Origin of the sequence: Nocardioides sp. CER19, assembly GCF_029846275.1 — a bacterium.
Taxonomy (GTDB): domain Bacteria; phylum Actinomycetota; class Actinomycetes; order Propionibacteriales; family Nocardioidaceae; genus Nocardioides.
The window spans coordinates 1,269,465-1,294,393 of record NZ_JARVWS010000001.1; the positions used below are offsets into that span (position 1 = coordinate 1,269,465).

The window sequence follows — 24,929 nt, forward strand, 5'->3', positions numbered from 1 at the left end:
AGAGTGGGCCGCATGCCCCGACGTCACGTGATCGCCGAGGCAGTGCGGTTCATGGCCGTCGGCCTCGTGTCGACGGCGGTGGCGATCCTGCTCTACAACTGGCTCGCCTACGAGCCCTACCACCTGTGGTCGCCGCTCCACCGCCACGTCACGTGGTCCTACATCGTGTCGCACGGCGTGGGCATGCTCGTCTCCTACGAGCTGTCGCGCCGCTGGACGTTCCGCAACCGGTCGGCGACCAAGCCGGGCGAGGGGTTCGTCTCCTACGCCGTCATCAACATCATCACGATGACGACGATCCCGCTCGGCTGCCTGTGGTTCAGCCGACACGCCCTCGGCCTGACCTCGCCCCTGTGGGACAACGTCTCGGGCAACGTCGTCGGCCTGCTGCTCTCGCAGGTGGCCCGCTTCTACCTGTTCCGGCGCTTCGTCTTCCACCGGCCGATCCGCTACACCGAGGTCTACGACGACCCGTCCGAGGGCCCGGACGAGACGGTCGTCGAGCCGCAGCTCATCGACTAGCCCACAGGCCCGTCCACTCGTGGCCCAGCTCGCGCACGAGGGTGCGTACCAGGGGCAGGCTGACGCCGACCACGTTGTGGTGGTCGCCCTCGATCGAGGTCACGAAGCCGCCGCCGAGGCCGTCGACGGTGAACGCGCCGGCGACCCACAACGGCTCGCCCGTGGCGACGTACGCCGCGATCTCGTCATCGGTCACGTCGGCGAAGTGGACGGTCGTGCTCGCGGTCGCGGCCGCCGTGCGGCCGGTGGCCGTGTCGACGAGGTGGTGCCCGGTCCGCAGGACGCCGGCGCGACCGCGCATCGCGTTCCAGCGGCGGGTCGCCTCCTCCGGCGTACCCGGCTTGCCGAGGGCCTCGCCGTCCAGGTCGAGGACCGAGTCGCAGCCGAGGACGAGCGCGCCGTCGGGCACCTCGGTCCGGGACGCGACAGCCTCGGCCTTGAGGCGGGCCAGCTGCAGCGCGAGCTCGTCGGGCGCCAGACCCGACAGCTGGTCCTCGTCCACGCCGCTCACGATCACCACCGGCTCGATCCCGGCGTTGCGAAGCGTCTGGAGGCGGGCGGGGGACTGGGAGGCCAGCACGAGGGTCGTCACGTGCGCCCGGTGAGACTCGAACTCACACTGCACAGGACCTAAACCTGTTGCCTCCTGCCAATTGGGCTACGGGCGCGCGGCGGTCAGTCTAGAGAACCGCTCAGATCCCCAGGTCCTTGCGCAGCTTCGCGACGTGACCGGTGGCCTTGACGTTGTAGGCGGCGTGCTCGATCTTGCCGCCCTCGTCGACGACGAACGTCGAGCGGATGACGCCCTCGACGACCTTGCCGTAGAGCTTCTTCTCGCCGAAGGCACCCCAGGCGGTCAGCACCGCCTTGTCCGGGTCGGAGAGCAGCGTGATCGTGAGCGAGTCGCGCTCGCGGAACTTCGCCAGCTTCTCCGGCTTGTCCGGCGAGATGCCGACCACCTCGTAGCCCTGCGCCTGGAGTGCATCGAGGGAGTCGGTGAAGTCGCAGGCCTGCTTGGTGCAGCCCGGCGTCATCGCCGCGGGGTAGAAGTAGACGATGACCTTGCGGCCGGCGAGGTCGCCGAGGGAGACGGTGTCGCCGGTGTCGGAGGTCAGCGTGAACGTGGGGGCTACATCACCGGGCTGCAGGCGGCTCATGCGGGGAAACCTACTTGGTAACCTCAGGCCATGACCAAGCCCGATCCGCAGTCCTCGCTCGAGCGTGAGATCGAAGAGACCCGCGAGCGTCTCGCGGGCACCATCGACCAGCTCCTCTACCGCTCGAGCCCGAAGACGATCGCGCGGCGCGAGGTCGCCAGCGTCCGGGCCGTCTACGTCGACCCGGCGACCGGCCAGCCGAACATGCCCAACATCCTGAAGACCGCCGGCGTGGTCGTGGGCGTTGTCGGTCTGGTCGTCGCCCTCCGCCGGCTGTCCCGGTAGCACCAGGTGAGCGACAAGACTCCGATCAAGATGCTCCACGACCGGATCCTCGTGGAGCTGGACCGGGAGGCGGGCGAGCGGCGTTCCTCGGGCGGCATCGTGATCCCGGCGACCGCTGCCATGGGCGCGCGCCGGCTGTCCTGGTCGCGCGTGGTCGCGGTCGGACCGCACGCGCGGTCCGTCCAGGTCGGCGACCGGGTGCTGTTCGACGCCGACGACAAGGCGGAGGTCGAGGTCTCGGGCGACGTCTACATCGTCATGCGGGAGCGTGACATCCACGCCGTTGCGGCCGAGCGTGTCGGCGAAGAGGCCACCGGCCTCTACCTCTGATCGGCCGGAGCGCCCAGCGGCTTGGCGACGACGACGACGTTGCTCTCGTAGGTCACGCCGTTCCAGTCGGTGCAGGTGACGAGCACGAGCCGACCCCGGCCGTGGTCCTGGCCGAAGAGGTCCTGCGCGTGCCGGGCGACCGCCGCCTTGCTGTAGACCTTCGTCCGCTGGACGACGTAGCGCATCCGTCCGCGCTGGGAGATGACGTCGACGAAGTCGCCCGCCGTGAGCTTGCCCAGCCGGTTCATGCTGGCGCCGCCGGTGTGCACCGTGTGGCCGGTGATGACGGTCTGACCGCGCGCCGCGCCCGGCCTGGCGCTGGTCTGCCACCAGCCGACCTCCCGGTAGTCCCGCGGCGGGTCGAGGGCGTGGTCGACCATCGCGATCGGGACGATCGGCGCGGTCACATGGAGTGTGGGCATCGCCAGCCGGAGCGGCGCGCCGGGGCGGATGGCCGTGTACTCCGGCGCGCCCGCCGAGGCGTCGCTACCGGGCACGAGGAAGGAGCCGATCACGGCGCCGCCCCCGAGCACCGTGGCGAGCAGCTGCACGGCGGTGACGGTGGCGACCGCGTAGCGCCGCCACCGGGCGCGCCCCGTGGGGCCCGCCCGGTGGCTGCCGCTGGCCGGTTCGGTCACGAGCGCAGGCTGCGGCGGAAGCCCCAGACGCCGGCACCCGTGCCCGCGACCACCAGGCCGCCGAGCGCGGCGTGGGCGAGCGGCGACGGACCCTCGTCGAGGGAGCCGGCGCCGGCCTCCACGGCCGTGGGCACCGCGGTGTCGGGCTCGGACGTGGACGTGGACGGCGTGTCGACCGCCGGAACGGCATCGGCGGCCGGGGCGACGCGAGTGTTCGGGCCGCAGGTGACGTGACCGATGGCGACGCTGGCGAGGTCGGCGTCGACGAACTGTCGGGCCGCGGGGAGCAGGTGCAGGTCGAGCGCGGTCACGTCGATGGCGCCGCGCGCCGGCTGGGACTGCTTGTTGAGCACGATGTCGAGGACGTTCTGCTCGAGCGGCGCGAGCTGCGGGCCGAGCGCGTCGGTCACGTTGCTCTGGACCTCGTCGATCAGCGTGTCGAGGCCGAGCTGCAGCGGCTGGAGGAGCGGGCCGAGGGTGCCGGCCTGGCCGCCCAGGGTGGTGGAGATCTGGGTGTCCACGCCCCGCTGGACGGCCTCGGCGACGGCGCTCAGGTTCGTCACGACGTGCGTGTTCGGAGCGGGGTCGACGGGCAGCGAGACCAGGTCGACGTGGCCGATGGGCGCGGGCGCCTGGAGGTAGGCCGAGGCGTGGGCGATGTTCGCTGTGCCGCGAGCGGACGTCGGACCGGCGCTGCAGGAGGCCTGGACGGCGCCGAGGTCGATGCCGAGACCGGGGTTGCCGAGGGCGGTCAGCAGCTGGTTGACGACCGGGGCGACCGCGCCCGCGACGGCGTCGGCGAGGGTGGTGTCGAGCCCCTGGGTGATCTGAGGCGGCAGCACCTGGAGCTTGCTGAAGTCGGCGTGCGCCGCGTCCAGGGTGATGGTCTGTCCACCGGTCAGGCAGCGCGTCCCGTCGCCGACCTGGGTGAGCGTGGCGCCCTCGCCCGCGACGCCCGAACACGCAGCGGAGTGACCGGCGGTCGTGGTGACCGCGTCCTGCGCGAGCGTGCCCAGGTTGGTCGCCTGCTGACCGACGGCGACCGGCAGGGCCGGCGCGTTGTCACCGGAGGTGGTCTCGCGGGTGCCGTCGTTGGTCGCGGTGTAGGTGCCGGTTTCCGTCCCGTGGCCGGCGATGCCGACCTCGAGGGCGGTGGCGGAGGCCTGGGCGACGGGGTCGGCCGCGAACGCGGGTCCGGTGGCCAGCAGCGCCACAGAGGCGGCCGCCAACGCGGAGCCGGTGCGGAGGAACAGACGGTGACTCAACTCGATCTCCTGGCTATTCGGGGGACTCCACGCCGCCCGAGCGCGGTCGTGGATCGACCTCACAACGCCCGTCGACGGGCGGAGTTACGCGCGAGTAGGGAACCGGCGGGACGACCGCTCTACAGTCGAGGCGTGGCGGGCACGTTCGAGCCGTACGGCGCCACGCACACCGTGGCCGCCGCGGTCGGTGTCGCCGGCGCCGTCGGTGCGGTGGTGGCCGGCCGCCTGCTGCGCGACCGATCGGCCGAGGAGCGGGTGCGGCGCGGCTTCGCCGTGGTGCTGGTGGTGTTCACCGCGCCGCTCCAGATCCGGCAGCTGCTGCCCGGCCAGTTCGAGCTCGGCTCGTCGATCCCGCTCCAGATCTGCGACCTGGGCTGGATGGTCGCCGTCTACGCGCTGTGGACCACGGAGCGGCGGACGTCGGGCCTGCTCTACTACTGGGCGCTCACCTTGACCGTGCAGGCGGTGATCACGCCGACGCTGGGCGCCGACTGGCCGGACCCGGACTTCATCGAGTTCTGGGGGATGCACCTGATGACGATCTGGGCGGCGCTCTACCTCACCTTCGGCATCGGTGTCCGGACCGACTGGCGCTGCTACCGCTTCACGGTGTTCTGGAGCCTGGTGTGGGCAGCCGTGACGATGGTGTTCAACGCCCTGGCCGGCACGAACTACGGCTACCTCGCGCGCAAGCCGGACGTGTCGACGCCGCTCGACCTGTTCGGCCCGTGGCCGGTCTACGTCGTGGTGCTCATCGCGGTGGTGCTGGCCGGCTGGGCGCTCATGACGTGGCCCTGGGTGGCGGCGGACCGGCGGGAGCGGCGGCCCGCGCCGCGAGTCTCCTCGCGGCGCGGGCCAGCCGATCCCTGAGTCGCGATCAGTCCGTGCCGGACACCTTCACGATCGTCTGGCCGAGCCGGTTGGTCCCGTCGGTGTGGTCGACGGCGCCGTAGTAGGTGCCGGCCGGGGTGGCGCCGGTCCAGGACAGCGTGACCGTTCCGGTTCCGGCGACGGTGGCCGTGGTCGGAGCCGAGTCCACCTTCAGGGTGCCCGCGCCGGTGGGCACGACCCAGTTGTCGATCGAGAACGTGTGCGTCCCCGTCACCTGCCAGCCGTGCACCGCCAGCGTGTAGCTGCCGGCCGCGGGGTGGCTGAGCTCGATGAGCTCATCGGTGCCGCCGGCCGTGCTCCGGGCGACGACCTTCCCTGCCGAGTCGAGCAGGTAGAGGTCGATGTCGTCGTTGCCGGGCTTGACGTACTGGATCCGCCAGTAGGAGGTGTCGCCGATGGTCACCGGCACCTTGGTGACACCGCCCTGGGTGTCGTCGGGAGTGCCGAAGGTCTGGTCGGGGTCCTGCAGGACGGTGCCGGTCAGGGGCCGCGACGCCACGAGTCCGGCCGGGACGGCCTGGTAGGCGCCGTCGTACCCGAACTTCACGGGGACGTCGACCGTGCCCGACGCGCCGCTGCCGGTCACGGTGGCCGGGGCGCCGATGCTCGCGCCGCGGACGGCGATCGTGCTGTTGACGCTGTAGCCGGAGCCGCGCCAGGTCAGGTTGCCGAACCGCCAGGCGCCGACCGGAGCGCCGTTGTTGGCGATGGTGACCTCGAAGGACGCCTTGCCGCCGGCCGGCACGGTCAGCGTCCGCGGGCTCACGGACATCGTGTAGCCGTCGGGTGCGTCGCCGGTGTCGGCGGTGACGGTGATCGACCTGCTGCTGACGTTGGTCACCGTGCGCTTGACCGTCTCGTTGCCGACCAGCGACTGGATGCCGATGGTGGCGAGGTTGAGGTCCTCGGTCCGGGTCGGGAAGCCGGCGGTGGACAGCTTCGAGCAGGTCGCCGCGCTGACGGACCCGGGAGCCGCGCCGCAGAGGAAGGCGAGGTAGTCGTTGAAGCCCGCGTCGTAGACCAGGCCGGGCTGGAACATGCCGGGCTTGGAGACGACGCCGGGGTTCACCTCGCCCGCGCCCCGCTCGAACGGGTTCGCCGGCGTCTTGCGGTCGTTGGACGTGATGTCGAGCGAGGCCGACGTCTGCAGCGCCGACTTCGCCTCGGCCTGCGACCAGTCGGGGTGGGCCTGCTTGACCAGTGCATACATGCCGGCGATCTGCGGCGAGGACATCGACGTACCGGCGATGGCCTGGAACAGCTCACCCTGGACGAAGCCCTCGTCGGTGAACGGCGAGGCGCCCGCGAGGACCTGGATGCCGGGCGCGGTGATGTCGGGCTTGATGATCGACGCCGCCGTCGGGGACGGCCCCCGGGACGAGAACACCGTCACCGACGGCGCCTTCCACGGCTGCTTGACGATCGAGCCCGTGTGGACGATCGACGCCGTGGCCCGGCCGTGGGAGCCGGCGACGTAGGCCCGCGCCCGGTCGGCGACCTTCTGGTCCATGTGGACGGTCGGCACCCAGAAGTTGTCGGTGAACAGGTTGTCCTGGTCAGGCGTGTCGACGTTCGCGAGGATCTCGCCCAAGCCGCCGGCGTTCTTGACGGCGAGGCTGGTGGCCACGCGTCCGGCCGGCAGGCCGCGGGTGCAGATCACGATCGCGCCGGCGACCGAGGAGGAGAACTGCTTCTCCGGGTCGCACTGCGCGTTGCCCAGCGTCGCCGCGTCGACGATCCGGGCGTTGCGCACGGTGCCGCCGATCGAGGCGCCGGTCAGGCGCTTGCCGTTCCCGAGCTGGACGGTGCCCTGGTAGAAGCGCGTCTCGGTGCCGGCCGCGACGCTGGTCACCCACGGCACGTCGGACGGGCCGCCGATCGTCTCCGGGTCCGGTCCGTCGTTGCCCGCCGAGACGGCCGAGAACACGCCGGCGTCGGAGGCGAACAGGAACGAGATGGCGTCGACGCCGGTGAGGTTGGCCCCGCCGCCGATCGAGTAGTTGATGACGTCCACGCCGTCGGCGACGGCCTGGTCGATCGCTGCCGACAGGTCGGAGCTGAAGCCGCCCTGGTTGCCGAGCGCCTTGTAGGCGATGACCTGGGCACGCGGCGCGATGCCGGACGTCGTGTCGACGTACTTGCCCTTGATGAAGGCCTTCACGTTCGCGTCGCCGGCCGCGGTCGAGGCGGTGTGGGTGCCGTGCCCCTCGTCGTCACGCGCGGAGACGAACTCGTCCGGCTCCGCACCCTCGACGGCGCGGTAGGTCTTGGTCATGTCGCGCGCGCCGACCAGCTTGTCGTTGCAAGTGAAGTCCTTGTCATCGGGGTTCGCCGACGTGTTGCCGAACTGGCAGGAGTCGCCGGCGAGCACCGGCGCCGCGGGCAGGGTGCCGTCGTCGGCGAAGCTCGGGTGCTCGGGCCAGATGCCGGTGTCGATGACGCCGACGAGGACACCGGTGCCGTCGATGCCGGAGTCGTAGGCCTCGCCGTGCCCCGTCAGGTCGAGGAAGTCCTCCTCGGTCGGGACGGAGGACGAGGGGCCGGGGTGGTACGGCGGCCGGGTGCCCGGCCGACCGTGACCGCGCGGGTGGGTCGGCAGCACGGTGTGGCTGCGGTCGTGCGTGCGGCGGCCCGGCGCGGCCGGCGCCGCGGCCGTGAGGCCGGTCGCCTGGAACAGCTCGTCGGGCACCACAGCGGCGACCTTCGGGTCGGCCGCCAGCCGTACGGCGGCCGCGTGGTCGACGTTGACCGCGAACGCGTTGGCCGCGACGGTGAGGTCCTGCGTGACAGCGCTCGCGGAGACGTCGGCGTCGTCGGCGATCGCGGTGTGGGCGTCGAGGATGGCGCCCTGGGCGTCACGTGCGGCCGATGTGGCCAGCTGGTCCTGGTCGAACTCGGCCAGCAGCGGGTCGGACTTGAGCAGCACGACGTAGGCATCGTGCCCGCTCTTCCGGACGTCCTTGCCGAGGCCCAACGCCTTGACGAGGGCGGCTTGCTTCTGCGTCGCCGGTGCCGCCGAAGCACCTGGTGTCAACGGCGCCGCGACGAGCGCCCCTCCGATCAGTGCAGCTGCCGCCACACCCCCGAGCAATCCACGAACGTTCGATCCCAAGACTCCTCCAAGCTCCGAGTGGAGAACGGCACGGCGGCACCGCTCTCGGATGTTTACACAGAGATGGCCGGGGCGATAGGGGCCAGTGGGATCGTCATCCGAGTAGGGGAGAGGCTCATTGACGGTCCTCCTCCCCCCGGTGACACTGAAAGCTTGGGTGCCAGTGGCGAAGGGGGCGGCTCATGTCGTGGAACCTGGCCGGAAGCTATGTGGAGACCTGCTCCTGCGAGCTGATGTGTCCCTGCAACATGTCGATGGACCACGGCGCCACCTACGACTTCTGCCGGGTGACGCTGGTGTTCGACATCCGCGAGGGCGACATTGAGGGGACCGACATCGCGGGGCGGCGGGTCGCGCTGATCGCCGACACCCCGAAGGTGATGACGGACGGCAACTGGCGGTTGGGCGTCTATGTCGACGACGGCGCCAGCGACGAGCAGTTCGACCGGCTGGTCAAGGTGTTCGGCGGCCAGCTGGGCGGTCCGATGGGCGCCCTGGTGCCGCTGGTCGGAGAGATCGTCGGCGTCGAGCGGGCCGCCATCGACGTGACCGACGACGGGCTGCGGCACAGCGTGCGGGTGGCCGACACGATCGACTTCGAGATCGAGGACATCGTCCCGTTCGGCGTCGAGACCGGGGAGCCGGTGCGCTTCCAGGGCATGTTCCACCCGGTCGGCTCCGACCTGATCATGGCCGAGGCCAAGCGCAGCCGCATCGACGCGTTCGGCATCTCCTACGAGGGCAAGACGGGTCTGTCCAAGTCGAACTTCTCCTGGGCAGCCTGACACACCATGGCGTCGACCGTCGGCCACGACGGCGGCGCCGGCCTCGCTCCGGCGTACGCCGCCGCCCGCGCGCGCCTGGGCCTGGTCTCAGCCCTCTTCGTGGTCGCCGCCCTCGGCTGGGTGTGGAGCGCGCACCTGATGCGCGGGATGGACGAGGGGCCGTGGTCGGGGCTGGGCAGCATCGCGTGGTTCCTCGGCATCTGGGTCGTGATGATGGCGGCGATGATGTTCCCGTCGGTGGCACCGACGATCGCGCTCTACACCCGAGCCACCCGGTCGACCTCACCGCTCTCCCCGTGGCTGTTCGCCGCCGGCTACCTGCTCACGTGGACAGCGGCCGGGCTGCTCGCCTACCTCGTCGGTGCCGGGACGGTCGCGCTCGGGGGCGACCGCCTCGCGTGGGAGCGGGCGGGCCAGGAGATCGCCGCGGCCACGCTCGTCGTCGCGGCGGTCTACGAGCTCACGCCGCTCAAGGACGTCTGCCTCAGCAGGTGCCGCAGTCCGCTGGGATCGATCCTCGGCTCGTGGCGCGGTGGCCGGCGGGGCGCCGTCAGCATGGGCATGCGCAACGGCGCCTGGTGCGTGGGCTGCTGCTGGGCCCTGATGGCCTCGCTGTTCGCGTTGGGCGTGATGAGCGTGACCTGGATGGCGGTCGTGGCCGGCATCATCGCTGTCGAGAAGACGTTCCCCTGGCGACGCGGGCTGACCTACGCGACCGCGGCGCTGCTGCTCGCCACCGGGATCCTGCTGCTCGTCGCCCCCGACGCCCTGCCCGGACTCACGATCCCGGGGGGACAGACCATGCAGATGGAGTGAGCCCCGCAGGCGTCTCGGGTCACCTGCGGGGCTCGTGGTGAAGCATGCCGGACGCGGCGCCGTGGCGTCTCGGGAATCGCGAAAGTGGCTGGGGAGGGCGTCGGCTGGGTACTACACCATCGGAGGCGGAGGTCCGGAGCACCCGGGGAGGGCACCGTGAAGGCACTACGTTGGCTCGGCGCGAGCCTGCTCGGGCTCGTCGGAGCCCTGCTCGGGCTGGTCGGTGCCCTGCTCTGTGTGACGATCATCCTGGCGCCGCTGGGCATCCCGATCCTGTTCCTGGCGCGCCGGTTGTTCCGGACGGCCGGGGCCCTCGTGATCCCGCGCCACGTGCGTCACCCCGTCGAGGCGATCAGCGAGGCCGCCTCTGACACCGCGGGCGACGTGGGCAAGACGGCACGGAAGCGCGGCAAGTCGGCGCGCAAGAAGGCGAAGAAGCAGACGAAGAAGATGAAGCGCGCGCTCTAGGCGGGCGCGGAGGAACGATGACGGCCACTGTCCCGGCGGCGTCCTGCGGAGACGCGCACAACCACGAGTGGAAGCTCAAGTCGATCGACTTCGAGGACTTCGGCTCGGTCTCGGTGTTCGAGTGCCTCCTCTGCGGGCGCGCCGACCACCGCGACGGCAGCGTCCGCTGACGTACGACGCCCCGCCACTGCTCGGTCCCCGGCACATGGCCCTGGTCACGGGCGCCCTTTCGGGGCAGGATGGCGCCCCCGCGTCCTACCGGACGCATCTTCGTTCTCGGGAAGGATCCTCCATGACCCCATGGACCACGCGGCGCCGGGCTGCCCTCGCCACCGCGACGGCAGGACTCGTCGCCGCCGCACTCGTCTCGATGACGGGCGCAGGCGCGACCGCCACCCCCGCCGCCGCCACCGCCGCTGACGGCTCCGTCTCGACGCCGGTGGACATCCGCACGCCCGACGGCGTCGTGTCGAGCTACCTGCTCAACGCACGGATCGCCAACCCCGGCCAGACGCGCCTGGTCGAGCGCGCGGTCGAGAAGGCCGGCGGCGTCGTCGTCCAGAGCTGGCCGCAGATCGGCGTCGTGGTCGCCCACGCCGACGTCTCGACCTTCCGCTCCGACGTGCGGGCGGCGGCGGGCAACGCCCTGGAGTCGATCGGCGCCACCCGGACCGTGCCGGTCTCCGAGGGCACCCCCGCCGACCTCGGCGCCACCTGGGGCCGGGGCGCCTCGGACTACAAGAAGGATGCGAAGAAGGACGCCAACGGTGACGTCGGCTCCGAGCCCACGGCAGCCACGGTCGCCGACCCGCGCGAGGGCGAGCAGTGGGACATGCAGATGATCAAGGCCGACCAGGCCCACGCGATCACCGACGGCAACCGCAACGTGCTCGTCGGCGTGCTCGACAGCGGCATCGACCCCGACCACCCGGACCTCGCCGCCAACATCGACGTCGCCGACTCGGTCAACTGCACCGACGCCGGCCGCCCCGACCGGTCCGCCACCGGGTGGTACCCCACGACGAGTGACCACGGCACCCACGTCGCCGGCACCATCGCCGCCGCCCGCAACGGCGTGGGCATCACCGGCGTCGCCCCCAACGTCCGGCTCGCCTCGGTCAAGGTCGTCAACGACGGCGGCTTCATCTACCCCGAGTACGCCGTCTGCGGCTTCGTGTGGGCCGGTACGCACCACATGGACGTCACCAACAACAGCTACTACGTCGACCCGTTCCAGTTCTACTGCTCGGACCAGCCCGACCAGTACGCCGCCAAGGAGGCCGTCCGTCGCGCGGTCGAGTGGTCGACCGGACAGGGCGTCGTCCACGCCGCCGCAGCGGGCAACTCGTCGTACGACCTGGCGAACAAGACCACCGACACCACCAGCCCCGACGACGGCACCCCGGTGAACCGGACGATCAACAACGACTGCCAGGACATCCCCACTGAGCTCGACGGCGTCGTCACGGTCGCCTCGACCCAGCGGTTCCCGGCCGGCACGATGGACAGCCGGCTGTCCGGCTTCTCCAACCGCGGCCTCGGGATCATCGACGTCGCCGCCCCGGGCTCGAGCATCCTGTCCACGATCGTCGCCAACAACGGCTACGGCCTGAAGAGCGGCACCTCGATGGCGACACCCCACGTCGTGGGCGTGCTGGCGCTGATGAAGTCCGCGCACCCGGACTGGTCGCCCGCGAAGATGATCGAGCAGCTCCGCGCCCAGGCCGACGACAAGCCCTGCGGCACCACCACCGCCGGTGCGCCCTGCGTCGGCACCGCCGAGAACAACAGCTACTTCGGTGAGGGCGTCGTCGACGCGCTCGACGCCGTGCGCTGAGCCCGACCCGACCGGCGCCGTCCCGCATCCTGCGGGGCGGCGCCGCGGCCGTCCTGCGCATCGACCGCGCCGACTCGCGGGGCGGGCGTTCCTGGATTGCTCGCGAACACGAGACACACTGGAGGAGGAGCTCCACTCGTTGCTTCTTCGGGGAGGGATCATGGAGGTCTCCACTCAGGGCGCGACCCTGCGGCTGGCCGGCCAGCTCGACGCCCGTTGCACCTCGCAGGTGCGGGAGGCGCTGGCGGTCCACATCGCGACGCACGGCGCCACGGAGGACGTGGTCGTCGACATGTCGGGCGTCACCGGTGCCGACCTGATCGCGCTCAAGATGCTGGCGGCGGCGAGCTGGCGGGCCACGAGCGCAGGCAAGCACCTGGTTCTCTGCGACTGCGCGCCGGGCGTGAAGCGCCTGCTCCACCTGTCGCACCTGATGAAGCTGCTCGACGTGGAGGACCACGGCACGGGCCAGCGCTCCGCCTAGGGACGCCGAGGGTCGATCTCGCTGGGACAGGCGTCATCGCGCCGTCGGCGGGGTACCGTCGAAGTGCGTGCTCGCCGAGTCTTCCTTCGGGTGAGACACGCTCACGCCCGTGGGTGCGAGCGCGGCGAGCACGCCCGATCTCAGGCTCCGCGATGATCGACGCAGCGGTGGTGAACCGTCAGGACCGCAGGCTCGTCACCAGGGCAGGAGCGAGAGGGCACGAGATGAGCAGAGGCCTGCTGGGCGTGGTCGGGGCGCTGCTCCTGGTCGCGGGCGCGGTCTTCGGGCTGCAGGGCTTCGGCGTCCTGGGCGGCAGCGCGATGTCGGGGAGCAGCACCTGGGCGATCGTGGGCCCGATCATCGCCGCGGTCGGTCTGGTGATGCTGGTCGGCGCGATCCGCAGCGGCCACCGGCACTCGCCGCGTCGCTGACCCCTCCAGCCCCGTCCGTCACGGCCCATCGGGATGGGCGAGGTCGTAGGCGCGCGAGAGCTTCTGGGGGACGACCATGCGCCACGCGTCGACGACGAGCTCGCGGGCCTCGGTCGCGTCCAACGCCGCGAGGTCGGCGTGGACCCAGTTGAAGCGCAGGTCGGACTGCGACGGCATCTGGAACTTCTCGGGATCGCCGGCGACGAGCGCCGCGCGCTCCTCCTTCGGGAAGGCGAAGCCCATCACCCGCTCGTCGCGGGAGAACGCCACGTAGACGAGCTGCTGGACGCGGAACTTCAGCCTGCCGCGCACGTAGACCGGGGTCGAACGCTCGAGCTCGGCACCGAGGTGGCGTACGTCGTCGATGACCGCCATCCCCGAATCCTGCCTGATCGCGCGGTGTGCCGTGCAGATCAAGCCTCGCGACGCGAGAACGCCCCGGACATGGTCATGTCCGGGGCGTCCGCGTCACGCGTGACGAGCGAGCTCAGACGGCGCGAACGTTCTCCGCCTGCGGGCCCTTCGGGCCCTGCGTGACGTCGAACTCGACCTTCTGGCCCTCGTCCAGGCTCTTGTAGCCCTGCGTCTGGATGGCGGAGAAGTGGACGAAGACGTCGTCGCCGCCACCGTCCTGCGCGATGAAGCCGAAGCCCTTGTCGGCGTTGAACCACTTCACGGTTCCCAGAGTCATGATTCGATCCTCGATCTCAACGGCGCGGACACCGTGCCCGCTGCCAGTTAGAGCCATCTGCGGAGACCTGATGCCCCGTTGAACCGAAGACCAAGAAAACACAAGAATGCGCCGCCAATCGTTCGGCGGCTGAGAGCACAGGCTCCCTCCAACGCACGCAACCTACCACCGCGACCACCCCAGGCACGATCCTGCGACCGGTCGGTGTGCTTCAGGCGTCCGCGCGCATCTTCGCGAGCCGCTCGCGCAGGGCGTCGGCGCGGTGGGAGTTGCCGCGGAGCTGGACGTAGGTGTCGCCGTACGCCCACAGCAGCGCGTCGTCGAGCCGACGCACCGCGCCGGGCGGGTAGCGGTAGTCCATCCGCGCGGCCAGCGTCTCCTCGTCCACCGTCCGGAGGCAGGTGGCGAGCTCGGTGAGCGAGGTGATCCCGAGCTCGAGGATGAGGCTCGCGATCCAGGCGTAGTGGTCGACCCGGGACCAGCCGGCGTCGGCGTACTGCCCGGCCAGGAACGCCGCCAGCTCGCGCGGGCTGATCCGCGGGTCGTCGTCGGCCGCCTCCAGTGGTGTCCCGGTGATGCCCTCCCGGAGCCGGTCGCGGATCGCGGAGAACTCCCGATCGGCGAGCTCGAGCAACCCCGCCGCGAGCGTGAACCTGCGGTCGAACTCCGAGACGTGCTCGGACGGGATGGTGCCCTTGTAGCGGATGTCGTGCTCGAACTCGGCCCATGCGTGCTGCAGCACCGTGCGGATCTGCACCTGCGCCCGGCGGCTGGCGAGCAGGTCGTCGGCGGCCGGGTTCTCGCGCGCCGGGTCGAGGCTCACGAGCAGGTGTCGACTGGCGTAGCCGAAGCGACCCTCGTCGGCGGTCTCCCGCCCCATGTCGCGGTCGTCGTGCACGATGACCTGATCGCTGAGGAGGTCGACGACCGCCTGCACGTCGCTGTGGACGTAGGTGATGACCCGGATCCCGATCTGGTCGGTGATGTCCGCCAGCGGCTTGGCGAAGACGCGCCGACCGTCGATGGTGCGGGCCGCCTTGGCGGCGAAGGACGAGACCGACTTCGCTCGACCGGTCACGGTGAGGTAGTTGATGCCCGCGTCGTCGAGGATCGCCGTGACCAGCCGCACGAACTGGTCGGTCGCGCGCTGCAGCTCCGGCTGCTGCCGGGCGTACTCGCGAGCGGCGACCTCAGGGTCGGTGCTGGCGGCCGCTCGTCGCCGCGGGGTGGGGACCAGGTCCGCGGGGAGGGACGGCGTGACGACGTAGCCGGTCTCGAAGTCGCCGTACGTCGTCGTCAGCTCGGGCCTGCGGGTGGCGAACAGGCCGACGTAGGCGCACACGACCGCGTCGACCTGGTCCTCGACGTAGCGCAGCTCGCTCTTGCGCTCTGCCCTCTCGACCGCGTCGCGCAGCGCACGCCACGATCGCGCCGCGACGGACTCGGCCCGGTCGCCGTCGAGGACGAGAGGCGGCTCGGCACCCGCCAGCGACTCCAGCAGGTCGAGGAGGAGCGCGAGCTCGGCGCGGAGCTGTGCGACGTCGCGCCCGGTCTTGTTCTTGTACTTGAGCGTCCGGCCCAGGCGGAACAGCGCCACGGTCGCCGGGTGTGGGTAGACCTCGATCGCCCTGCGGGCGCGTCCCGAGCGGGGGTTCATGTCGAGCCCGAGCCTGGCCGCGATCCGTGCCCCGCGCGGCTGGTCACGCAGCTCCGGCTTGCTCGTGTTCGACGGGTGCGCGCCGGCGTCGAAGCGGGCGAAGTCGGCGTTGAGCTGCGCCTCCGCGGCCCGGATGCCGGTGGCGTTCTTGACGATGAGGGGTGCATCGATGGCGACCAGGCAGTCGTTCTCGACGTACGGCGCCAGCGCCGCGACGATCTCGTCGTCGTGCATGGCCTGCGACACGTGCACGAGGCGCCCCGCCTCGTCGAGCACGGCGAGCCCGGTCGGTCGGCGCTCGCCCCAGGCGAGGTCGACCCCCACGAAGTACATGGAGGAAGGGTGCCCCACGTCAGCCCCGGGTCGGCGGCCGGCCGGGTCGCGAGGCGTCGTCGGACCGCGTCGCTCCCTCGTCCTGAGCCTGGCGACGCTCGTGCAGGCGGCGCTGGGCCTCCGGCAGGAAGGCCAGGCACGGGGCGTCGGCTCCGGGGTGCTTCTCCTTGAGGTGGAAGATCCACCGGTCCATGGCCCCCATGAACCCGTTGTCCCCGCCGGGGCGGTAGGCCGACCAGCTGCGATCCCCCTTGACGGTGCACTCGGAGCAGCTGATCTTGTAGACGAACTGGCCGTCGGCGCCGACGTCGATCTTCACCGTGGCGAGGGGACCCGCCTCGGCAGCGGCCGTCCTCTCCCGGGCGGACCGGCTCGCCGTCATGTCGACCTCGCTTCGGGTTCGTCGGTGTGGAGCGTGCGGCGTCGGTGGCCGCCCGCCGGAGCTGGGCATCAACACTAGTCAGCACCACGCTGCCCACTCCGCGCCGACCCGGCTCCCACCGCCGGCCCACCGGTCTGCCGGTGCAGGAATCCGCCGGCCGGCTTCGGGTACGGGGCCCTCGATCGGGTGACGCGACGGTGCGACGACGCGACGGTGCTGACGTCCCCTCAGGTGGGTGCTGAGCGTGGAGCCGCTGCTGGAGACCGATGACCTCGACGCGCCCGAGGAGGCCCGCAGCCTGGTCACCCGGCTGGTGAACGAGGCGTTCATCGCCTACGTGCCGACCTGGCCCGGCGCGGATCCCGACGAGTCGCTGCTGCGGGCCGCGGCGCTGGTGCTGCGGGACGAGCTGACCGCCCGCGTGTGCGCGGCGGACGAGGCCGGGCGCAGCGTGTTCGACGAGGCCGACCACCTGTCGGATCTGGCGGCCCAGCTCTACCTGCAGTCAGAGCTGCGGCTCTCGCCGGCGGGCGGCAAGCTGTGGCGTCGGCTGATCACCACCGGTTTCGGCCTGCCGGAGGAGAGGGGCCGGCCCGACTGGCAGATCGCCGTCGAGGTGGTCGCCGAGGTGCTCAAGCGCCTCGCGGAGGTCGACGAGCTCGAGGCGGCGTACGCCGTGGCGTCGGCGGAGGACCACTGACCACTTGAGCCCGGCGAGCGCCCGGTCAGGGCCGCGCCCCGAGCGGCGTGGCCTCGACCGGCTCGGACGCCACGTGCTGCTGGGGCCGTCGTACGTCGACCGGCAGCTCGACCACGAACCGGGCCCCTCCCCCCGGCGCCTCCTCGACGAGGATCGCGCCGCCGTGGAGGAGCACGTTCCGCGAGGCGATGGCCAGGCCGAGGCCGGTGCCGACGTGTGAGCTCGTGCCCCGTGCGAACCGGTCGAAGACGCGACCGCGACGGTCGGGCGGCACGCCGGGGCCGGCGTCGTCGACGGTGATCCGCACCGTGCTCCCGGCGGCCGAGACCGTCACGGCCCGGCAGCTGACGCCGTGGGTCTCGGCGTTGCGGACGAGGTTGACCACGACCAGCTGGAGCCGGCGCTTGTCGACGTTGACGACCAGGCCGTCGGCGCTGGGGCGGACGACGGTGACGGGACGGCCGGCCGCGGTGTCGGCGGCCCGGGCGACGAGCTCGCCGACGAGCACCGGCTCGGGTTCGACCGTCGCGCGACCCTCGTCGAAGCGCGAGATCTCGAGCAGGTCGATGACCAGGGCCCGGAACCGGTGCAGGTCCTCGCTGAGCAGGTCGAGGGGCTCGGCCACCTCGCTCGGCAGGGCCGCGCGGCGGTTCTCCAGGAGGGCCAGGGAGTTGAGCATGGTGGTCAGCGGCGTGCGCAGCTCGTGGCTGACGTCGCCGGCGAAGCGGGCGTCCGCGCGCACGCGCTGCTCGAGCTCGGACGCGGTGCGGTTGAACGACCGCGCGAGGTCGTCGAGGTCGGGGTCGCCGCGGGGGACGAGCCGGGTGGTGAGGTCGCCGTGGGCGATCGCGGAGGCCGCCTGGGTGACGTCCGAGAGGGGTCGCAGCATCCGGCGGCTCGCGAAGAGGCCGAACCCCGCGCCCAGCGCCGTCGCCAGCAGGATGGCGCCGATCAGCAGCTGCCACGTCCGCGTCAGGGTGTGCCGCAGGTCGTCGAGCGGTCGCAGCTCGACGTACGCGCGGTCACCGGGGTGCGAGGCCGAGACCACCTCGAGGTAGGGCTTCCCGTCGACGGTCACGGTGCTGGGGCCGCCGTCGGCGCCGAGGTCCTGCACCAGGGTGGTCGGCAGGACGAGCGACTCCGCCTCCTGGTTCCGGTAGACGTGGTCCTGGACGAGCAGGACCGCGGCCGTGCCCGGCGCGTAGTCGAGCAGGTCGAGCAGGCGGTCGCTCGGCGGTACGCCGTCCGCGATCTCCGCCGAGATCAGCTCGGCGTTGTCCGACGCCTCCGCGCGCGCCGTCAGCACGTTGTCGCGGTTGACGTAGTGCGCGGCCAGCGACCAGACCGTGAGCGCGATGGCCGTCGACAGCAGCAGGGCCATGACGCCGAAGCCGAGCGCGACCCGGTTCCTCAGCCGCAGGTGCGGCCGCCACGGCGTCGGACGCGCGGGCCTCATCGGACCAGCCGATACCCGAGCCCTCGCGCGGTCACCACGAGGGCGGGGTTGGCCGGGTCGTGCTCGACCTTCGTGCGCAGCCGGCGGACGTGGACGTCGACCAGCCGGCTGTCACCGAAGTAGCCGTAGCCCCACACCCGCTCGAGCAGCTCCTCGCGGGACCGCACGCCGGGCGCGAGCGCCAGCTCGGCGAGCAGGCGGAACTCCGTGCGGGTCAGGTGCAGGGCCACGCCGTCGCGCAGCACGACGCCCTCGTCGACCCGGATCTCGAGGTCGCCGGCCCGCACGGTCCGCGGGGTCCTGGCCGGTTCGACCCGGCGCAGCAGCGCCCGGATCCGGGCGGAGAGCTCCTTGGCGACGAGCGGCTTGGTGACGTAGTCGTCGGCGCCGGCCTCGAGGCCGGCGACGACGTCGTGGGAGTCGGTGCGCGCGGTCACCATGATGACCGGCACGTCGCTGTCGTGCCGGATCCGCCGGCAGACGTCGAAGCCGTCGAGGTCGGGCAGCATCAGGTCCAGCAGGACGACGTCGGGCGTCGACGTCCCGAGCGCCTGGAGCCCTTCGCGGCCGCTGGCGGCCAGCGACACGACGTACCCCTCGTCGCGGAGCGCCAGCTGAAGCACCCGGCGGACCCGCGGGTCGTCCTCGACCAGCAGCACGGACCTGCTCACGTCTCCCAGTATGGCGCGGTTCCGGCAGGTCGACCCCGGCGGCGGACGGCCGGCTGAACATGACGGTTCGTCATGATCCCGTCACCTCCGCCCGGCTCGGGTTGCGGTCCCGTGACGGTTGTCCCCAGCCCCGGCGGGAGCGTTGAGGCGGCCCGGAGCCGGTGCCTAACTTCGCCTTCGCAGCGGTCGGCCGGACCGCCGCCGACGTAGGTGAGCGAGCGAAGGGAGACCCACCGATGAGGACCTGGGGAGGCCGACGCGCAGCACTCGTCGGCGTGTGTGGTCTGGTGCTGATGACGGCCGCCTGCGGGAGCTCCGGGGGCGGTGGATCGTCCGGGTCCGCCAACGAGAACGCGTCGCGCGGCGGCACGCTCAACATGCTCGGCGCTGGCGACGTCGACTACATGGACCCCAACATCTCCTACTACAGCGTCGGCTACCTCGCCCTCCGTCTGTGGAGCCGGCAGCTCTTCACGTTCCCGGCCGTGTCGGGCCAGACCACCACGGCGGTGCCCGACCTCGCCACACAGGTGCCCACGACCGGCAACGGCGGCATCAGCAAGGACGGCATGACCTACACGATCACCATCCGGCAGGGCGCGATGTGGAACACGACGCCGGCCCGTCAGGTCACCGCAGCCGACGTCGTACGCGGGGTGAAGCGCACCTGCAACCCCGCGCAGCCGTTCGGCGGGACGCCCGACTTCGCCACCCTCATCCAGGGCTACCAGACCTTCTGCGACGGGTTCGCCAAGGTCGCCCAGACCCCGTCCGCGATCGCCGGCTACATCGACAAGACGCCGCTGCCCGGCGTGGTCGCACAGGGGGACACCACGGTCGTCTTCCACCTCAACCACCCCGCGACCTACTTCGTCGACATGCTGACCCTGCCGGCGTTCTCGCCCGCGCCCGTCGAGGTGCTCAAGTACCTCCCGGCCAGCCAGGCGCTCGGCCAGCACGAGGTCTCCGACGGTCCCTACCAGGTCACGACCTGGACGCCGACCAAGGAGATCGTCTTCACCCGCAACGCCGCGTGGAAGGCGAGCACCGACCCGATCCGCAAGGCCTACGTCGACAAGGTCGTCGTCAACGAGACCGTCAGCCAGGACTCGATCCAGCAGCAGCTCCAGACCGGCACCGCGAGCGCCGACATGGGGTTCGACCAGGCGCCACCGCCGAGCCAGCTGCCCGGCCTGATCGCCAAGAAGGACAAGAACCTCAACCTCGGCGAGACGGCGTCCAGCAACCCCTACCTGGTGTTCAACACCGTCTCGCCCAACAACCGCGGCGCGCTCGGCGACGTGCGGGTGCGCCAGGCGCTCGAGTACGCGCTGAACCGCAGCGACATGGACCAGGTGCTCGGCGGACAGACCGTCAACCCGCCGCTCACCCACATCCTGCCGCCCGACATCAGCGGGTCGACCGACTTCAACCTCTACCCGACCGACCAGGCCAAGGCGAAGCAGATGCTCGCCGCCGCGGGCTACCCGCACGGGATGACCCTGAAGTTCCTCTACCGCAACGCCAGCGAGGGCAGCAGCAAGGTGTTCCAGACCGTGCAGCAGCAGCTGTCCAACATCGGCGTGAAGGTCGTCGGGGTGCCCTCCCCGGACGCCGACTTCTACACGAAGTACCTCCAGGTGCCGTCCGCGGCGCGGAGCGGTGTGTGGGACCTGTCGCTGGCCGGCTGGGGTGCCGACTGGTACGGCGACGCGGCGCTGTCCTTCTTCGCCCCGCTGTTCTCCGGGCCGCCGTCCTACCCGCCGCTCGGCAGCAACTACGGGTTCTACGACAGCCCGAAGACCAACCAGCTGATCCAGCAGGCCTCCACAGCGACCGACCAGAGCAAGTCCGGGGCGCTGTGGAACCAGGCCGACCACCAGGTCATGCAGGACGCGGCGATCTTCCCGATCACCAACCCGCAGCAGGCCAGCTATCACGCGAGCCAGGTCCACAACGCCATCTACATCCCGGCGTTCCAGAACTTCGACCCGGCCAACGTCTGGCTCTCACCCGGTACCAACGGCGGCTGAGCGCCCGACACGACCATGGCACTCCTCGAGGTGGAGGACCTCCGGGTCTCGTTCCCGACCGATGACGGCGTCGTGCAGGCGGTCCGTGGGGTCTCGTTCCAGGTGGACCGGGGCGAGACCCTCGGGCTGGTGGGGGAGTCCGGGAGCGGCAAGAGCGTCGCGACCCAGACGATCACCGGCCTGACCCGCGGCGCCGACGTGCACGGTCGGGCGGTGTTCGACGGCCGGGACCTGCTGCAGGCGACGGCGTCGGAGCTGCGCGAGGTGAGGGGGCCGGGGATCGGCATGATCTTCCAGGACCCCCTCACCAGCCTGCACCCGGCCTATCGGGTGGGGTGGCAGATCGAGGAGATGATCCGCGCCCACCAGGCCGTCTCTCGTGCCCAGTCGCGTCGCCGTGCCGTGGAGATGCTCGGGCTGGTCGGGATCCCGCACGCCGCCGAGCGGGTCGACGACTACCCCCACCAGTTCTCCGGCGGGATGCGCCAGCGGGTGATGATCGCGATGGCGATGGCCCTCGACCCCAGCCTGCTGATCGCCGACGAGCCGACCACCGCGCTCGACGTCACCGTGCAGGCCCAGGTGCTGCAGGTGATGCAGCGACTGCAGAGCGACTTCGGGACCGCGATCATCATGATCACCCACGACCTCGGGGTCGTCGCGGAGATGGCGGACCGGGTGGCAGTGATGTACGCCGGCCGGTTGATGGAGCGGGCCCCGCGGCGCGACGCGTTCTACCGCCCGCACCATCCCTACACGGAGGGCCTGTTCGACTCGCTCCCGACCCGTGGCGGCCAACGGCTGACGCCCATCGTCGGCACCCCGCCGAGCCTCATCCACCCACCATCGGGCTGCCCGTTCCACCCGCGCTGCCGCTACGCGTTCGACGCCTGCGCGACCGACGTACCGGCCCTCGAACCCGTGGACGGCAACCCGGCGCACGTGTCCGCGTGCTGGCTCAGCCACGACTCGTCCCTGCGCGAGCGGCTGCGCCGCGCGATGAAGGCGGCGAGCTCGTCATGAGCGACCCGCTGCTCGTCGCCGACCACGTGACGAAGACGTTCACCGCCCGGCGGAGGGCATCGCGCGGCGGGTCGCAGGTGGTGCGTGCCGTCGACGACGTGTCGCTCGCCATCGAGCCCGGCGAGACGCTGGGGCTGGTCGGCGAGACCGGCTGCGGCAAGTCGACGCTGGCGCGGTGCGTGGCCAGGCTGTACCCGCTGACCGGGGGCACCGTGCGGTTCGACGGCCACGACATCAGCACCCTGTCGGGCCGGCGGCTGCGGCCGTTCCGGCGCGAGATGCAGGTGATCTTCCAGGACCCCTACGGCTCGCTGAACCCCCGACGGCGAGTCGGCTCGATCATCGGCGACGGCCTCGCGATCCACCACGTGGCCGACGGGTCCGCCCGACGGGAGCAGGTGCAGCACCTCATGGAGGTCGTCGGGCTGAACCCCGAGCACTACAACCGGTTCCCGGCCGACTTCAGCGGAGGGCAGCGTCAGCGCATCGGTATCGCGCGGGCGCTCGCGCTCCGCCCGAAGCTCATCATCTGCGACGAGCCGGTCTCGGCCCTCGACGTGTCGATCCAGGCCCAGGTCATCAACCTGCTCCTCGACCTGCAGAGCGACTTCCGGCTGACCTACCTCTTCATCACCCACGACCTCTCGGTCGTCCGCCACGTCAGCAGCCGGATCGCGGTGATGTACCTCGGCCGGATCGTGGAGACGGGCACCGTCGACGAGCTGTTCGCCAACAGCCGCCACCCCTACACCCGTGCGCTGCTGTCGGCGGTCCCGCCGGCCGATCCCGACGCCGCGGACAGCCGCGAGCCGGTCGTGCTCCCGGGCGACCTGCCGTCGTCGGTCAACCCGCCGTCCGGCTGCCCGTTCCACCCGCGCTGTCCCCGGCGGCAGGCTGACTGCGAGCTCGCGATGCCCCCGCTCGACCCGGTCTACGACGATGGGCCCGACCACCTCACCGCATGCCTGCACCCGCTGCGCGCCGGCGAGGACCTCAGCGGCGCGACCTCGGACGGCGCGGCATGACCATCCGCGTGCGGGAGGCCCCCGACCGACGCGTCGAACCGCCGGCGCCCGACGTCGTCGGACGAGGTCCGTGGGAGCTGGCCTGGCGTCGGTTGCGCGCCGACAAGGTGGCGATGGGCTCCCTCGTCGTCATCGTGCTGATGGTGCTGGTCGCGGTGTTCGCGCCGGTGTTCGCGCACGTCACCGGCCATCCGCCCAACATGCAGTACCACCGCGAGGGGCTGACCCCCGACGGCCTGCCCCGGCCCCCGAACTCGACGTTCGTGCTCGGCACCGATGACCTCGGCCGCGACATCCTCGTGCGGATCGCGTACGGCGCCCGGATCTCGCTCGGCGTCGGCGTGCTCGCCACGATGCTCACGGTCGTCGTCGGCGTGGTCCTCGGGCTGCTGGCCGGGTTCCTCCGGGGCGTCGTCGACCTCGTCATCGCCCGGTTGATCGACGTGGTGCTGTCGATCCCGTTCCTGCTGGTCGCCATCGCCCTCGTCTCCGTCTCGGGGCCGGGCCTGACCATCACCATCCTGGTGATCGGCATGTTCAGCTGGGCCTCGATGGCCCGGATCGTGCGCGGCCAGGTCCTGTTCCTGCGCGAGCGCGAGTTCGTCGAGGCGGCCCGATCGCTCGGCGCCAGCGACCTGCGGATCATGTTCGTCGACGTGCTGCCCAACGTGCTCGCGCCGGTCATCGTCTACACCACGCTGCTGATCCCGGTCGTCATCATCGTCCAGGCCACGCTGTCGTTCCTCGGGCTCGGGTTGCCCGCGCCGGCCGCCGACTGGGGCGGGATGATCAGCGAGGCACAGAACTACTACACGGTCGCCTGGTGGTTCGTGCTGTTCCCCAGCCTCGCGCTGCTCATCACCACGATCGCCTTCAACCTCCTCGGGGACGGCGTCCGGGACGCCGTCGACCCGCGGATCGGCCGGCTCGTCCGGCCACGGTGAGGGAGGTACGCCGTGCTCCGCTTCCTCGTCGTCCGGACCCTGACCGGCCTGTTCGTGCTGTGGGTCATCAGCGTCGCGGTGTTCGTGCTGTTCTTCGTCGCACCGAGCAACGTGGCCCACACCCTCGCCGGCCGGCAGGCCACCCCGGAGACCATCGCGCTCATCAACCACCGGCTCGGACTCGACCGTCCGCTGTGGCGCCAGTACCTCGACTTCCTGACCAACGCGCTGCACGGCGACCTGGGCTACGACTACTACCACCAGCAGCCGGTCACGACGATCATCGGACAGGCGTTCCCGATCACGTTCTCCCTGGCGATCGGCGCGGCGATCATCTGGTTGGTGCTGGGCGTCTACAACGGCGTCGTCTCGGCCACGCACCCCCGCAGCCTCCGCGACCGCTCGCTGACGGTGACCTCGCTGGTGTTCTACTCGATGCCGTCGTTCGTGCTCGGGCTCGGTGCGCTCTACTTCCTCTACTACAAGCTCACGCTCAGTGGGCACACGTGGTTCCCCGCCGGGGGCTACGCACCGCTGAGCGAGGGCATCGGCCCCTGGACGCGGCACCTGATCCTGCCGTGGCTCACGATCGCGCTCGTGTCGGCGGCGACGTACACCCGGCTCTCCCGAGCCTCGATGCTCGACGTGCTGGGGGAGGACTACATCCGCACCGCGGAGGCCAAGGGGCTCGGCCAGCGGCGGGTCACCTACCGCCACGCCCTGCGGAGTGCACTCACCCCGGTCGTCACCCAGTTCGGCATCGACCTGGGCCAGCTGGTCGGCGGGGTGGTCATCACCGAGCAGATCTTCAGCCTCCCAGGTCTGGGCAAGACCGCGGTCAACGCGATCACCCAGCAGGACCTGCCGGTGATCATCGGGATCGTGCTGGTCGCCTCGACGGCTGTCGTGCTGGCCAACATCCTCGTCGACCTCTGCTACGCCTTCCTCGACCCGCGCGTGCGGCTCACGTGACCACGAACACCGGGTCGTGGG

At 71.3% G+C, this 24,929-nt stretch carries 28 protein-coding genes and 1 tRNA gene; 17 read left to right on the top strand and 12 right to left on the bottom strand.

The features are described from left to right. Positions 1-12: 12 nt before the first annotated feature. The gene (locus tag QDS12_RS06200) at positions 13-522 is read left to right on the top strand and encodes a GtrA family protein (protein ID WP_279877764.1); all 510 of its coding nucleotides are present in this window, start codon (positions 13-15) and stop codon (positions 520-522) included. Here the strand turns inward: QDS12_RS06200 and QDS12_RS06205 are convergent. The 3 genes from QDS12_RS06205 to bcp all read right to left on the bottom strand — a co-directional run bounded on the left by QDS12_RS06205 (position 512) and on the right by bcp (position 1,679). Further along, entirely contained in the window at positions 512-1,114 is a 603-nt protein-coding gene (locus QDS12_RS06205) for a Maf family protein (protein WP_279877765.1), read from the bottom strand. The genes QDS12_RS06200 and QDS12_RS06205 overlap by 11 nt on opposite strands. A gap of 1 nt (position 1,115) precedes the next feature. After that, positions 1,116-1,190, bottom strand: a tRNA-Leu gene (locus tag QDS12_RS06210). Between the two features lie 24 nt (positions 1,191-1,214). Beyond that, a complete protein-coding gene (bcp, locus tag QDS12_RS06215; protein WP_279877767.1) occupies positions 1,215-1,679 on the bottom strand; it encodes a thioredoxin-dependent thiol peroxidase in 465 nt (154 codons plus the stop codon). A 30-nt stretch (positions 1,680-1,709) separates the two neighbouring features. On the opposite strand from bcp, the gene QDS12_RS06220 reads away from it, so the two are divergent. Next, positions 1,710-1,964: a DUF3618 domain-containing protein gene (locus tag QDS12_RS06220; protein ID WP_279877769.1), complete on the top strand. Its 255-nt coding sequence runs from the start codon at positions 1,710-1,712 to the stop codon at positions 1,962-1,964. Between the two features lie 30 nt (positions 1,965-1,994). Further along, on the top strand, positions 1,995-2,294 hold the full coding sequence (locus tag QDS12_RS06225; protein WP_279878471.1) for a co-chaperone GroES: 300 nt from the start codon (positions 1,995-1,997) through the stop codon (positions 2,292-2,294). On the opposite strand, the gene QDS12_RS06230 is transcribed toward QDS12_RS06225, so the two are convergent. Together QDS12_RS06230 and QDS12_RS06235 are read right to left on the bottom strand one after the other, a co-directional pair. Next, the gene (locus QDS12_RS06230) at positions 2,285-2,932 is read right to left on the bottom strand and encodes a class F sortase (protein ID WP_279877771.1); all 648 of its coding nucleotides are present in this window, start codon (positions 2,930-2,932) and stop codon (positions 2,285-2,287) included. The two genes, QDS12_RS06225 and QDS12_RS06230, sit on opposite strands and share 10 nt — an antisense overlap. After that, entirely contained in the window at positions 2,929-4,197 is a 1,269-nt protein-coding gene (locus QDS12_RS06235) for a hypothetical protein (protein ID WP_279877774.1), read from the bottom strand. The genes QDS12_RS06230 and QDS12_RS06235 overlap by 4 nt, the downstream gene beginning before the upstream one ends. A 132-nt stretch (positions 4,198-4,329) precedes the next feature. Here QDS12_RS06235 and QDS12_RS06240 point away from each other — a divergent pair, with 132 nt between their 5' ends. Then, positions 4,330-5,067, top strand: coding sequence for a TIGR02206 family membrane protein (locus tag QDS12_RS06240; RefSeq protein WP_279877776.1), 738 nt, complete (start codon positions 4,330-4,332; stop codon positions 5,065-5,067). A 7-nt stretch (positions 5,068-5,074) separates the two neighbouring features. Here the strand turns inward: QDS12_RS06240 and QDS12_RS06245 are convergent, their stop codons facing one another. Then, positions 5,075-8,167, bottom strand: a complete 3,093-nt coding sequence (locus QDS12_RS06245; protein ID WP_279877777.1) for a S8 family serine peptidase — start codon at positions 8,165-8,167, stop codon at positions 5,075-5,077. Between the two features lie 215 nt (positions 8,168-8,382). Between QDS12_RS06245 and QDS12_RS06250 the strand changes: the two genes are divergently transcribed. The 7 genes from QDS12_RS06250 (at position 8,383) to QDS12_RS06280 (ending at position 13,021) form a co-directional block, all read left to right on the top strand. Next, entirely contained in the window at positions 8,383-8,985 is a 603-nt protein-coding gene (locus tag QDS12_RS06250) for a DUF1326 domain-containing protein (RefSeq protein ID WP_279877779.1), read from the top strand. A gap of 6 nt (positions 8,986-8,991) precedes the next feature. Further along, complete coding sequence (locus QDS12_RS06255) at positions 8,992-9,801, top strand: DUF2182 domain-containing protein (RefSeq protein WP_279877781.1); 810 nt, start codon at positions 8,992-8,994, stop codon at positions 9,799-9,801. 156 nt (positions 9,802-9,957) lie between these two features. Further along, on the top strand, positions 9,958-10,269 hold the full coding sequence (locus tag QDS12_RS06260) for a hypothetical protein (protein ID WP_279877783.1): 312 nt from the start codon (positions 9,958-9,960) through the stop codon (positions 10,267-10,269). 17 nt (positions 10,270-10,286) lie between these two features. Then, the gene (locus QDS12_RS06265) at positions 10,287-10,439 is read left to right on the top strand and encodes a hypothetical protein (protein WP_279877784.1); all 153 of its coding nucleotides are present in this window, start codon (positions 10,287-10,289) and stop codon (positions 10,437-10,439) included. Between the two features lie 122 nt (positions 10,440-10,561). Next, positions 10,562-12,106, top strand: a complete 1,545-nt coding sequence (locus QDS12_RS06270) for a S8 family serine peptidase (protein ID WP_279877785.1) — start codon at positions 10,562-10,564, stop codon at positions 12,104-12,106. Positions 12,107-12,266: 160 nt separating this feature from the next. Next, positions 12,267-12,590, top strand: coding sequence for an STAS domain-containing protein (locus QDS12_RS06275; protein WP_279877786.1), 324 nt, complete (start codon positions 12,267-12,269; stop codon positions 12,588-12,590). A gap of 224 nt (positions 12,591-12,814) precedes the next feature. Then, on the top strand, positions 12,815-13,021 hold the full coding sequence (locus QDS12_RS06280) for a hypothetical protein (RefSeq protein ID WP_279877787.1): 207 nt from the start codon (positions 12,815-12,817) through the stop codon (positions 13,019-13,021). Positions 13,022-13,039: 18 nt separating this feature from the next. Here the strand turns inward: QDS12_RS06280 and QDS12_RS06285 are convergent, their stop codons facing one another. The 4 genes from QDS12_RS06285 to QDS12_RS06300 form a co-directional block, all read right to left on the bottom strand. Next, positions 13,040-13,396 carry a hypothetical protein gene (locus QDS12_RS06285; RefSeq protein WP_279877788.1) on the bottom strand — a complete coding sequence of 119 codons (357 nt, stop codon included), beginning with the start codon at positions 13,394-13,396 and terminating at the stop codon, positions 13,040-13,042. A 112-nt stretch (positions 13,397-13,508) separates the two neighbouring features. After that, positions 13,509-13,712 (bottom strand): cold-shock protein, encoded by a 204-nt coding sequence (locus QDS12_RS06290; protein ID WP_279877789.1) that lies wholly within the window; start codon positions 13,710-13,712, stop codon positions 13,509-13,511. 211 nt (positions 13,713-13,923) lie between these two features. After that, positions 13,924-15,702, bottom strand: coding sequence for a DUF429 domain-containing protein (locus tag QDS12_RS06295; RefSeq protein ID WP_279877791.1), 1,779 nt, complete (start codon positions 15,700-15,702; stop codon positions 13,924-13,926). Positions 15,703-15,721: 19 nt separating this feature from the next. Next, a complete protein-coding gene (locus tag QDS12_RS06300) occupies positions 15,722-16,084 on the bottom strand; it encodes a hypothetical protein (RefSeq protein ID WP_279877792.1) in 363 nt (120 codons plus the stop codon). A gap of 235 nt (positions 16,085-16,319) precedes the next feature. Here QDS12_RS06300 and QDS12_RS06305 point away from each other — a divergent pair, with 235 nt between their 5' ends. Next, positions 16,320-16,784 carry a hypothetical protein gene (locus QDS12_RS06305; RefSeq protein WP_279877793.1) on the top strand — a complete coding sequence of 155 codons (465 nt, stop codon included), beginning with the start codon at positions 16,320-16,322 and terminating at the stop codon, positions 16,782-16,784. A gap of 25 nt (positions 16,785-16,809) precedes the next feature. On the opposite strand, the gene QDS12_RS06310 is transcribed toward QDS12_RS06305, so the two are convergent. Both QDS12_RS06310 and QDS12_RS06315 read right to left on the bottom strand, forming a co-directional pair. Further along, a complete protein-coding gene (locus QDS12_RS06310; RefSeq protein ID WP_279877795.1) occupies positions 16,810-18,240 on the bottom strand; it encodes a HAMP domain-containing sensor histidine kinase in 1,431 nt (476 codons plus the stop codon). Beyond that, positions 18,237-18,911, bottom strand: a complete 675-nt coding sequence (locus QDS12_RS06315; RefSeq protein ID WP_279877796.1) for a response regulator transcription factor — start codon at positions 18,909-18,911, stop codon at positions 18,237-18,239. The genes QDS12_RS06310 and QDS12_RS06315 overlap by 4 nt, the downstream gene beginning before the upstream one ends. A 236-nt stretch (positions 18,912-19,147) precedes the next feature. Between QDS12_RS06315 and QDS12_RS06320 the strand changes: the two genes are divergently transcribed. The 5 genes from QDS12_RS06320 to QDS12_RS06340 are packed head-to-tail and all read left to right on the top strand — an operon-like array spanning position 19,148 to position 24,908. Beyond that, complete coding sequence (locus QDS12_RS06320; RefSeq protein ID WP_279877797.1) at positions 19,148-20,944, top strand: ABC transporter substrate-binding protein; 1,797 nt, start codon at positions 19,148-19,150, stop codon at positions 20,942-20,944. 15 nt (positions 20,945-20,959) lie between these two features. Next, on the top strand, positions 20,960-21,967 hold the full coding sequence (locus tag QDS12_RS06325; protein ID WP_279877798.1) for an ABC transporter ATP-binding protein: 1,008 nt from the start codon (positions 20,960-20,962) through the stop codon (positions 21,965-21,967). After that, complete coding sequence (locus QDS12_RS06330) at positions 21,964-22,992, top strand: oligopeptide/dipeptide ABC transporter ATP-binding protein (protein WP_279877799.1); 1,029 nt, start codon at positions 21,964-21,966, stop codon at positions 22,990-22,992. The genes QDS12_RS06325 and QDS12_RS06330 overlap by 4 nt, the downstream gene beginning before the upstream one ends. Next, positions 22,989-23,936 carry an ABC transporter permease gene (locus QDS12_RS06335; RefSeq protein WP_279877800.1) on the top strand — a complete coding sequence of 316 codons (948 nt, stop codon included), beginning with the start codon at positions 22,989-22,991 and terminating at the stop codon, positions 23,934-23,936. The genes QDS12_RS06330 and QDS12_RS06335 overlap by 4 nt, the downstream gene beginning before the upstream one ends. A 12-nt stretch (positions 23,937-23,948) precedes the next feature. Next, the gene (locus tag QDS12_RS06340) at positions 23,949-24,908 is read left to right on the top strand and encodes an ABC transporter permease (protein ID WP_279877801.1); all 960 of its coding nucleotides are present in this window, start codon (positions 23,949-23,951) and stop codon (positions 24,906-24,908) included. Positions 24,909-24,929 lie beyond the last annotated feature (21 nt).

What these genes read in the sequence shown, in the direction of transcription:
- QDS12_RS06200 (WP_279877764.1), top strand. Translation starts at nt 13, where the DNA reads ATGCCCCGACGTCACGTGATCGCCGAGGCAGTGCGGTTCATGGCCGTC.
- bcp (WP_279877767.1), bottom strand. Translation starts at nt 1,679, where the DNA reads ATGAGCCGCCTGCAGCCCGGTGATGTAGCCCCCACGTTCACGCTGACC.
- QDS12_RS06220 (WP_279877769.1), top strand. Translation starts at nt 1,710, where the DNA reads ATGACCAAGCCCGATCCGCAGTCCTCGCTCGAGCGTGAGATCGAAGAG.
- QDS12_RS06225 (WP_279878471.1), top strand. Translation starts at nt 1,995, where the DNA reads ATGCTCCACGACCGGATCCTCGTGGAGCTGGACCGGGAGGCGGGCGAG.
- QDS12_RS06250 (WP_279877779.1), top strand. Translation starts at nt 8,383, where the DNA reads ATGTCGTGGAACCTGGCCGGAAGCTATGTGGAGACCTGCTCCTGCGAG.
- QDS12_RS06255 (WP_279877781.1), top strand. Translation starts at nt 8,992, where the DNA reads ATGGCGTCGACCGTCGGCCACGACGGCGGCGCCGGCCTCGCTCCGGCG.
- QDS12_RS06265 (WP_279877784.1), top strand. Translation starts at nt 10,287, where the DNA reads ATGACGGCCACTGTCCCGGCGGCGTCCTGCGGAGACGCGCACAACCAC.
- QDS12_RS06270 (WP_279877785.1), top strand. Translation starts at nt 10,562, where the DNA reads ATGACCCCATGGACCACGCGGCGCCGGGCTGCCCTCGCCACCGCGACG.
- QDS12_RS06275 (WP_279877786.1), top strand. Translation starts at nt 12,267, where the DNA reads ATGGAGGTCTCCACTCAGGGCGCGACCCTGCGGCTGGCCGGCCAGCTC.
- QDS12_RS06280 (WP_279877787.1), top strand. Translation starts at nt 12,815, where the DNA reads ATGAGCAGAGGCCTGCTGGGCGTGGTCGGGGCGCTGCTCCTGGTCGCG.
- QDS12_RS06285 (WP_279877788.1), bottom strand. Translation starts at nt 13,396, where the DNA reads ATGGCGGTCATCGACGACGTACGCCACCTCGGTGCCGAGCTCGAGCGT.
- QDS12_RS06290 (WP_279877789.1), bottom strand. Translation starts at nt 13,712, where the DNA reads ATGACTCTGGGAACCGTGAAGTGGTTCAACGCCGACAAGGGCTTCGGC.
- QDS12_RS06295 (WP_279877791.1), bottom strand. Translation starts at nt 15,702, where the DNA reads ATGTACTTCGTGGGGGTCGACCTCGCCTGGGGCGAGCGCCGACCGACC.
- QDS12_RS06300 (WP_279877792.1), bottom strand. Translation starts at nt 16,084, where the DNA reads ATGACGGCGAGCCGGTCCGCCCGGGAGAGGACGGCCGCTGCCGAGGCG.
- QDS12_RS06310 (WP_279877795.1), bottom strand. Translation starts at nt 18,240, where the DNA reads ATGAGGCCCGCGCGTCCGACGCCGTGGCGGCCGCACCTGCGGCTGAGG.
- QDS12_RS06320 (WP_279877797.1), top strand. Translation starts at nt 19,148, where the DNA reads ATGAGGACCTGGGGAGGCCGACGCGCAGCACTCGTCGGCGTGTGTGGT.
- QDS12_RS06325 (WP_279877798.1), top strand. Translation starts at nt 20,960, where the DNA reads ATGGCACTCCTCGAGGTGGAGGACCTCCGGGTCTCGTTCCCGACCGAT.
- QDS12_RS06330 (WP_279877799.1), top strand. Translation starts at nt 21,964, where the DNA reads ATGAGCGACCCGCTGCTCGTCGCCGACCACGTGACGAAGACGTTCACC.
- QDS12_RS06335 (WP_279877800.1), top strand. Translation starts at nt 22,989, where the DNA reads ATGACCATCCGCGTGCGGGAGGCCCCCGACCGACGCGTCGAACCGCCG.